The following is an 8,811-nucleotide window of genomic DNA, read 5'->3' as shown; positions in this document are numbered from 1 at the left end:
CGGCGGCCTGCGGGGCCGGCGCGGCGTCGGCGGCGGGGGCGTCGGGATCGAGCGCGCGGAGGATCTCGGCCTTGTCGCCGGTCCGCGCCAGGCGGTCGGCGAGGTCGGATTCGCCCAGCACATCCGTCAGGCGGCGCAGCACGGCGATGTGCTCGTCGCCCTGGGCGGCGATGGCCACCACCAGATGCGCGGTGTCCTCGCCATTCCAGCGCACGCCCTGCGGCACCTGCAGCACGGCGATGCCGGTCTGCCGGATCAGCCCGCGATCGCCGCGCTGGCCATGCGGGATGGCGATGCCATTGCCCAGGAAGGTGTCCGCCTCCTGTTCGCGCCGCAGCATGCTGTCGGCATAGGCGGCGTCGATGGCACCGGATTCGACCAGGAGCTGCGCCGCCGCGCGGATGGCGGCCTCCTTGTCGGCCGGGGCGGCGGCAAGACGGATGCGGTCTGCGGAGAGAATCACGGTATCGGTGCGTCCTGTCGTCCGTAGCGAGACGGGCCGCCAGGGCGGGCCGTTCCCGGATTGCGCTGCGATACCTAGGCCGTCCGGCACCCCCCCGGCAACCGCCGCGGCGGACTCGGGACGCGGCCGGAACGGCCAGGCTCGGGTCCCCCGGAGCGGCGGCCCTGCCGCCAATGTCCGCCTTCCAGGCGGTTTTTCAATGGTCCGGCCCGGCCGGGCGGGCGCCCGCCCCGCCGCGCGCCGCCAGCGCCTGCCGCAGGAAGCCGAGGAAGCGCGGGTCATTGGCATAGGCGACATTGACCCGCATGCGGGCTGGCTGCCCGGCCTCCGCCGGGCCGGGGCGGAAGATCGCGCCGGGGGCCAGGAAGATGCCCTGCGCCTGCGCCGCCTGGCACAGCGCGGCCTCCTCCAGCCCCTCGGGCAGCGGCACCCAGAGATACAGCCCGCCGCCCGGTGGCGTGTCCACCGGCCAGCCGGCCCCGGCCAGGTTGGCGACGGCCGTGGCGGTGCCGGTGTCGATGCGGCGGCGCAGCCGGCGCAGGTGCCGCAGATAGTGCCCGCCCTGGATCAGATGCGCCACGAAGCGCTCGGCGAAGCCCGAGGTCGAGACCACCATGAGCATCTTCAGGTCGTTCAGCGCCTGCACGGTGGCGGGCTCGGCCGCCACGAAGCCGACCCGCAGCGAGGCGGAGAGGGTCTTGGAGAAGGTGCCGATATGGATGACGCGCCCGAGCCCACCCAGCGCCGCCAGCCGCGGCAGGGTCACCGGCAGGATGTCGGCGAAGGGGTCGCATTCGACCAGGGTCACGCCATGCCGCTCGGCGGCCCGCACCACGCGGTGGGCGATGGCGGGGGAGAGGCTGCCGCCGGTCGGGTTGTGGGCGAGGGACTGGGTGAAGAAGGCCTTGGGCCGGTGCGCGGCCAGCAGTGCCTCCAGCGCCTCCGGGTCCGGCCCGTCCGCCAGGCGCGGCACGCCGAGGGCGCGCACCCGCGCCAGGCGCAGCTTGCCGAAGAGCGGGTAGTAGCCGGGATCGTCCACCAGCACGGTGTCGCCGGGCTCGGTCAGGTGGCGGATGACCAGCTCGAGCGCGTGGTTGGCGCCGAAGCTCATCAGCACCTGTTCGGCCGAGCAGGAGATGCCGCGCTCCACCAGCGACAGGGCGATGCGCTCGCGCAGCGGCAGGAAGCCCCAGGAGCTGCCATAGCCATGCTCGACGCTGCCGCCGGGGCGCCATTTGCCGCCGGCGAATTGCGCCGCGAGTTCCGAGCCCTCCATCCAGGAGGGGGGCGGGCGGCCATCGCCCGGCCGCACCTCGTGCCGCGCCTCGAGCTGTTCGCGCAGCAGGGAGACGGTGTCGATCGCCTCGGCCAGGTGCGGCGGCAGGCGCGGCCGGGCCGGGCGGGCGAGCTGGGCGGCGAAGTAGCCGGCGCCGCGCCGCGCCTCCAGATGGCCGGAGGCGACCAGGCGCTCATAGGCCTCGGCCATGGTGTTCTTGGAGACGCCGTGATGCGGCGCGGCGGCGCGGATCGAGGCCAGGCGCTCCCCGGGCGCCAGCAGGCCGCGCTCGATGGCGTCGGCCAGGCGCCGGGCGATCTCTTCCACGCGGGTCGCCGGGCGCCCCGGATGCCGCATCTCCAAGCCTGCCCCCTCCCGGTCTCCGCGCCATCCTAGACCGGAGGGCCTGTCCGAACGAAAGGCGGGTGCAGGGGACCCTGTCCCCTGCCCCAGGGAAAAAGGGGGGGGAGTTTGAGGGGGCGAAGCCCCCTCAAGCGGCGCCGGCGCGGAGCTTCGCCAGTTCCTCGGCGGCGACATCGCCCCGCACCTGCCGGCGCGCGACGAGGGTGGCGGCGAGCTGCTCCACCTCCTTCCCCACGGCGCCGGCGGCGATCGCGACGTTGTGGGCGTGCAGCGCCATGTGGCCCTGCTGGATGCCGACGGTGGCCAGTGCCTTCATCGCCCCGAAATTCTGCGCCAGGCCGACGGCCGCGATGATGCGGGCCAGCCCGGCGGCGCTGGAGACGCCCAGCACCTTCAGGCAGGCCTGCGCCGTCGGGTGGACCTTGGTGGCGCCGCCCACCAGCCCGACCGGCAGCGGCATTTCCAGCACGCCGGCCAGGTCGCCCCCGGCGGTCACCTCCCAGCGGGTCAGGCTGGTGTAGCGGCCGTTGCGGGCGGCATAGGCATGGGCGCCGGCCTCCACCGCGCGGGTGTCGTTGCCGGTGGCCAGCACCACGGCGGAGACGCCGTTCATGATGCCCTTGTTGTGGGTGGCGGCGCGGTAGGGATCGGCCTCGGCGAAGTGGTAGGCGGCGATCATGCCGTCGCGCACCGACTCGCCGCCGATGGCGGCCACCGGCCAGACCGCGCGGGCGCGGGCCAGGCGGCGGTCGGCCAGGTTGGAGAGGATGCGCAGGAACACCTTGCCGCCGGTCCATTGCTCGATGGAGGGCGCCAGCGTCTCGGCCATGGTGTTGACGGTGTTGGCGCCCATGGCGTCGCGGGTGTCGACGATCAGATGCGTCACCACCATCGGCCCGCCCTGGGAGGCGATGACCCGCACCTCCAGGTCGCGGAAGCCGCCGCCGAGGCGGACCAGCATCGGGTCGCAGCCATCGCAGATCGCCGCGATCTCCTCGCGCCGCTCGAGGATGCGGATGCGGGCATTCTCCGGGTCCGGCACGCCGACCAGCTGCACCTGGGCGATCATCAGGTTGCCGGAGACGGAGGTGGTGAAGCCGCCGCTCTCATAGCATTGCCGCGCCGAGTTGCAGACGGCGGCGACGACGGAGGATTCCTCGGTGGCCATCGGCACCAGCACGTCCCGGCCATCGACGCGCATGTTGGTGGCGATGCCGACCGGGATGGCGATGGTCGAGACGGTGTTCTCGATCATGTGGTCGGCCAGATGCGTGTCGATATTGCCGGCGCGGCGCAGCTGCGCGACGGCGCCTTCGTCGAGGTCGGCGAAGGCGGCGACGGCGGCCAGCCGCTCCTCCGGATCCATGCGGTGGAAGCCGGAGATGCGCGAGGTCAGGTTGCTGAGGGACATCGAGGAATCCTGTGGGAGAGCGAGCGGGGCGCGGGTCGGGGCCGGGCCTTTACTCGATGCGGATATTCGCCTCGCGGATCACCGCGCCCCAGCGGGCAGTATCGTCGGCCAGCGCCCGGCGCAGCACCTCCGCATCGCCGGAGACCAGCTGCACGCCCTGCTCGGCCAGGCGGGCGCGGATCTGCGGGTCGTCGGTGGCGGCGCGCAGCGCGGTGGCGGCGCGGGCGATGATCGGGGCGGGCGTGCCGGCGGGGGCGAAGAGGCCCTGCCAGAAGAACACCTCGAAGCCCGGCAGGATCTCGTTGATCGGCGGCAGGTCGGGATAATCGGCCAGACGCTGCGGCGCGGTCACCGAGAGGCCGCGCGTGGCGCCCTCGCGCAGCGTCGGGGCCGCCTCCTGCGGCGCCTGGAACATCGCGAGCACCCGCCCTGCCCGCAGGTCGAGGGCGGCCGGCGCGCCGCCGCGATAGGGCACGTGGACGATGTCGATGCCGGTGCGCGCCTTGAACAGCTCCAGGCAGAGATGGCTGACCGCGCCGGTGCCCGGCGAGGCGAAGGTGACCTTGCCCGGATTGGCCTTGGCGTAGGCGATCAGCTCGGCGGTGGTGCTCACCGGCAGCGATGGATGGACGTGCAGGATGAAGGGCGTGCGGAACACCATGCCGATGGGGTCCAGCTCGCGCCCCGGATCCTTGGGCGTCAGGTTGGGCTGCAGCGTCTGGTTGATGGCCAGCGTCGTGGTGCCCATCACCAGCGTGTAGCCATCGGGACGGGCGCGGGCGACGGCGGTGGCGGCCAGCGAGGTCGCGGCGCCGGGCCGGTTCTCCACCACCACCGGCACGCCAAGTTCGCGCGCCATGCGGTCCGCCACCGCGCGGGAGGCGAGGTCGGTGACGCCGCCGGGCGGGTAGCCCTCGACCAGGGTGACGGGGCGGGCGGGCCAGGCGGCTTCCTGGGCGCGGGCGGCCGGGGGGGTGAGCAGCAGGCCCGGCAGGGCCAGGCCGCCGGCCAGCATGGTGCGGCGCTTCATGGGACGTTCCTCCGTTTTTATGGATTGGCGGAAGAATTGTCCCAGTGGCGGGTCCGGGAGAAGGGACAGTTTCCCGGTTTTTCGGTGGGACAGCCGGCGGCGCCGGCATGAAAAAACCCGCAGGCATCGGGGATGCCTGCGGGCTTGTCTGACCGGTTCCGCCGGGGCGGCCGGCTCAGAAGGGCCGGCTCAGAAGGGGATGTCGTCGTCCAGGTCGCTGCCGCCGCCCTTCGGCGCATCCCAGCCGCCGCGCTGCGGCCGGCCGCCGGACGGGCCACCGCGCTCACCACCGCTGCGCTCGCCGCCGCCATAGCCGCCCGAGGCGCGGCCGCCGCCGCCATAGCCGCCGCCCTCGGAGCCGCCACCACCGCCCATGCCACCGCCCTCACCCCGGCCGTCGAGCAGGGTCAGCTCGCCACCGAAGTTGCGCAGCACCACCTCGGTCGAGTAGCGGTCCTGGCCGGCCTGGTCCTGCCACTTCCGGGTCTCGAGCTTGCCCTCGATATAGACCTTGCTGCCCTTGCGCAGGTACTTCTCGGCGATCTCGCCCAACTTCTCGTTGAAGATGGCGACCGAGTGCCACTCGGTCCGCTCCTGGCGGTTGCCCTCGCGGTCCTTATATGTGTCCGTGGTGGCGAGGCGCAGGTTCACCACGCGCCCGCCATTCTGGAAATTCCGCACTTCCGGGTCCTTCCCCAGATTGCCGATCAGGATCACCTTGTTGACGCTGCCGGCCATGCCGCCTGGTCCTTCACCCGTTATGGCGCCGCGCCGCCGGCGCGCCTCCCCGTCCCGCGGGGATGGCGGCCCGGCCCGCGGGGCCGATCATCACCATTCTGTGCGCCCGGCAGGGCGCGTTGGCGCAACCTAGCCACCAAGCTGCCGCGTTGCCACCCCCCGGGGGATGGTCCGGCCGCCAGGGCCTTGTTGCGCCCCTTCCCCCTGCACAGTAATCCTGGCACAACAGGAACACAATGCGAACGCTCGCCCCCAGGAGCCTGACGTGACCAAGCCGCCCCCCTCCCCCGGCCAGAACGACCAGATCCGCATCCGCGGCGCGCGTCAGCACAACCTGAAGAACATCGACATCGACATCCCGAAGCACACGCTGACGGTGCTGACCGGCCTGTCGGGCTCGGGGAAATCCTCGCTCGCCTTCGACACAATCTACGCCGAGGGCCAGCGCCGCTATGTCGAGAGCCTGTCGGCCTATGCGCGGCAGTTCCTGCAGCTGATGCAGAAGCCGGATGTGGATTCCATCGAGGGGCTGTCGCCGGCCATCTCGATCGAGCAGAAGACGACCAGCCACAATCCGCGCTCGACCGTCGGCACGGTGACCGAGATCCACGACTATATGCGCCTGCTCTGGGCGCGGGCGGGCGTGCCCTATTCGCCGGCCACCGGCCTGCCGATCGAGGCGCAGACGGTCAGCCAGATGGTGGACCGCGTGCTGGCGATGCCCGAGGGCACCCGCCTGCTGCTGCTGGCCCCCGTGGTGCGCGGCAAGAAGGGCGAGTTCAAGAAGGAGCTGGCCGAGTACCAGCGCCGCGGCTTCGAGCGGGTGAAGATCAACGGCACGCTGATGCGGATCGAGGACGCCCCCGCCCTCGACAAGCGCAAGAAGCACGATATCGAGGTGGTGGTCGACCGCGTCGTGGTCGGCAATGACGGGCTGGCGCAGCGCCTGGCCGACAGCTTCGAGACCGCGCTGGGCCTGGCCGATGGCGTCGCCTATGCCGAGGGCGCCGATGATGCCGAGCGCACGGTGTTCAGCAGCCGCTATGCCTGCCCCGTCTCCGGCTTCACGCTGGAGGAGATCGAGCCGCGGCTGTTCTCCTTCAACTCGCCGCAGGGCGCCTGCCCGGTCTGCGACGGGCTCGGCACCGAGAGCTTCTTCGACGGCGCGCTGGTGGTGCCGGATGACGGGCGCAGCCTGGCCGACGGGGCGGTCGCCGCCTGGGCCGGCAACAGCGCGCCCTATTACGACCAGACGCTGACCAGCCTGGCCAAGCATTTCGGCATCAAGACCAGCACCCCCTGGGGCGAGCTGCCGGACAAGGTGCGCCACGCCATCCTGAACGGCACGGGGGATGAGGTCGTCACCCTGCGCTACAAGGACGGGCTGCGCGCCTATGAGGTGAAGAAGCCCTTCGAGGGGGTGCTGCCCAACCTCGCCCGCCGGCTGCGCGAGACCGACAACCCCTGGGTGCGCGAGGATCTCTCCCGCTACCAGGCGGAGCGGCCCTGCCATGCCTGCTGCGGCGCGCGCCTGAAGCCCGAGGCGCTGTCGGTGAAGGTGGCCGGAATGCACATCGCCGGCGCCAGCGAGCTGTCGATCCGCAAGGCGCTGCCCTGGTTCGAGGGGGTGGAAGCCACCCTCACCCCGCAGCGCGCCGAGATCGCGCGGCGCATCCTGAAGGAGATCATCGAGCGGCTGCGCTTCCTGCTCGATGTCGGGCTGGACTATCTGTCGCTGGCCCGCTCCTCCGCCACCCTCTCCGGCGGCGAGAGCCAGCGCATCCGGCTGGCCAGCCAGATCGGCTCCGGCCTGACCGGCGTGCTCTACGTGCTGGACGAGCCCTCGATCGGCCTGCACCAGCGCGACAACGAACGCCTGCTGACCACGCTGCGCCGGCTGCGCGACCTCGGCAACACCGTGCTCGTCGTCGAGCATGACGAGGACGCCATCCGCACCGCCGACCACCTGATCGATATCGGCCCGGCGGCGGGGGCCGGCGGCGGCCGCGTCATCGCCCAGGGCACGCCGGAGGAGGTGGCAGCGCATCCGGACAGCATCACCGGCGCCTATCTCTCGGGGCGCCGGCACATCGCCGTGCCGGAGAAGCGGCGCGCGCCGGACCCCAAGCGCATGCTGCGCGTGGTCGGCGCTACCGGCAACAACCTGCGCGGCGTCAGCGCGGCGCTGCCGCTCGGCACCTTCACCTGCGTCACCGGTGTCTCCGGCGGCGGCAAGTCGACCTTCGTGATCGAGACGCTGTACAAGGCCGTGGCCCGCCGGCTGATGGGCGCCGGCACCGTCCCCGCCCCGCATGAGCGGATCGAGGGGCTGGAGCATCTCGACAAGATCATCGACATCGACCAGTCGCCGATCGGCCGCACGCCGCGCTCCAACCCGGCGACCTATACCGGGCTGTTCGCGCCGATCCGCGACTGGTTCGCCGAGCTGCCGGACAGCCGCGCCCGCGGCTACAAGCCCGGCCGCTTCAGCTTCAACGTCAAGGGCGGGCGCTGCGAGGCCTGCCAGGGCGATGGCGTGCTGAAGATCGAGATGCACTTCCTGCCCGATGTCTACGTCACCTGCGACACCTGCAAGGGCAAGCGCTACAACCGCGAGACGCTGGAGGTGAAGTTCCGCGGCAAGTCGATCGCCGACGTGCTGGAGATGACGGTGGATGAGGGCGTCGAGTTCTTCTCCGCCGTGCCCGCCATCCGCGACAAGCTGCGCGTGCTGCGGGAGGTGGGCCTCGGCTACATCCATCTCGGCCAGCAGGCGACCACCCTCTCGGGCGGCGAGGCGCAGCGCATCAAGCTGTCGAAGGAGCTGTCGCGCCGCGCCACCGGCCGCACCCTCTACATCCTCGACGAGCCGACCACCGGCCTGCATTTCGAGGACGTCAAGAAGCTGCTGGAGGTGCTGCACCAGCTCGTGGACCAGGGCAACACGGTGGTGGTGATCGAGCACAATCTGGAGGTCATCAAGACCGCCGACTGGATCCTCGACATGGGGCCGGAGGGCGGCGATGGCGGCGGCCAGATCGTCGCCGAGGGCACGCCGGAGCAAGTGGCGGCGGTGCCCGCCAGCCATACGGGGCGCTTCCTGGGGCCGCTGCTGCCGCAGCCCAAGCCGGCCCGGCGCCGCGCCCCGGCGCGCGCCGCCGAGTGACGCGAAAGGCCGGAAGGGCATCCCCCTCCGGCCTTTTTCACGTCCCGCCAGCGGTGGCCGGGATCAGCGCAGGGTGAAGGTCACCGGCACCGTCATCGTCACCGGGTCGCTGCCCATCTCCGGCGGAAAGGCCGGCAGGCGCGCGCTCTGGATCATCTCCACCACCGCCTCGTCCAGGATGTCCTGGCCGCTGCTGCGCAGCAGGCGCCAATGCGCCACGCTGCCATCCGCCCGCACGGTGAATTGCAGCAGCGCCTGGCCCTGGATGCGGCGCAGCCGGGCGCTGTTGGGGTAGCGCTTGGCCCGCTCCAGCGCCGAGAACAACCGGTTCTGGTAGCTGGCGGGCGGCGCCACCGCGGCGCGG

7 protein-coding genes are annotated in these 8,811 nt (G+C 72.0%); 1 reads left to right on the top strand and 6 read right to left on the bottom strand.

The window, feature by feature from the left end; genetic code table 11:
* From HMPREF0731_RS00810 to ssb, 5 genes are all read right to left on the bottom strand, one after another.
* The coding region (locus tag HMPREF0731_RS00810; protein WP_007002070.1) for a PTS mannitol transporter subunit IIA at positions 1-463 on the bottom strand (463 nt) is incomplete at its 3' end.
* A gap of 196 nt (positions 464-659) precedes the next feature.
* Positions 660-2,066 (bottom strand): aminotransferase-like domain-containing protein, encoded by a 1,407-nt coding sequence (locus HMPREF0731_RS00805; protein WP_245538214.1) that lies wholly within the window; start codon positions 2,064-2,066, stop codon positions 660-662.
* A gap of 163 nt (positions 2,067-2,229) precedes the next feature.
* Complete coding sequence (locus HMPREF0731_RS00800; RefSeq protein ID WP_007002068.1) at positions 2,230-3,513, bottom strand: hydroxymethylglutaryl-CoA reductase, degradative; 1,284 nt, start codon at positions 3,511-3,513, stop codon at positions 2,230-2,232.
* Positions 3,514-3,562: 49 nt separating this feature from the next.
* On the bottom strand, positions 3,563-4,543 hold the full coding sequence (locus tag HMPREF0731_RS00795; protein ID WP_007002067.1) for a Bug family tripartite tricarboxylate transporter substrate binding protein: 981 nt from the start codon (positions 4,541-4,543) through the stop codon (positions 3,563-3,565).
* Between the two features lie 189 nt (positions 4,544-4,732).
* The gene (ssb, locus tag HMPREF0731_RS00790) at positions 4,733-5,281 is read right to left on the bottom strand and encodes a single-stranded DNA-binding protein (RefSeq protein ID WP_007002066.1); all 549 of its coding nucleotides are present in this window, start codon (positions 5,279-5,281) and stop codon (positions 4,733-4,735) included.
* A gap of 265 nt (positions 5,282-5,546) precedes the next feature.
* On the opposite strand from ssb, the gene uvrA reads away from it, so the two are divergent.
* Positions 5,547-8,447, top strand: a complete 2,901-nt coding sequence (uvrA, locus tag HMPREF0731_RS00785) for an excinuclease ABC subunit UvrA (protein ID WP_007002064.1) — start codon at positions 5,547-5,549, stop codon at positions 8,445-8,447.
* A gap of 63 nt (positions 8,448-8,510) precedes the next feature.
* Here the strand turns inward: uvrA and HMPREF0731_RS00780 are convergent.
* The coding region (locus HMPREF0731_RS00780; protein ID WP_007002063.1) for an energy transducer TonB at positions 8,511-8,811 on the bottom strand (301 nt) is incomplete at its 5' end.

This window comes from Pseudoroseomonas cervicalis ATCC 49957, from assembly GCF_000164635.1.
In the GTDB taxonomy this organism is placed as follows: Bacteria; Pseudomonadota; Alphaproteobacteria; order Acetobacterales; family Acetobacteraceae; genus Pseudoroseomonas; species Pseudoroseomonas cervicalis.
Note: the sequence above shows the minus strand (reverse complement) of the source record. Positions and strands in the feature narration are given on the sequence as shown.